This window comes from Cupriavidus sp. 8B (assembly GCF_054589115.1).
Map to the genome: position 1 here is coordinate 1 of NZ_BAAILO010000278.1, position 200 is coordinate 200.

Below are 200 nucleotides of genomic sequence, written 5' to 3' on the forward strand. Positions count from 1 at the left end.
CTTTATCGCTACTCATGTCAGCATTCGCACTTCTGATACCTCCAGCATCCTTTACAAGACACCTTCACAGGCTTACAGAACGCTCTCCTACCATGCACTTACGTGCATCCGCAGCTTCGGTGACTGGCTTAGCCCCGTTACATCTTCCGCGCAGGACGACTCGATCAGTGAGCTATTACGCTTTCTTTAAAGGATGGCTG

General features: G+C 50.5%; 1 rRNA gene. It reads right to left on the minus strand.

The features are described from left to right. A 23S ribosomal RNA gene (locus ACYP5B_RS27435) occupies positions 1 to 200 on the minus strand; the annotation flags it as partial.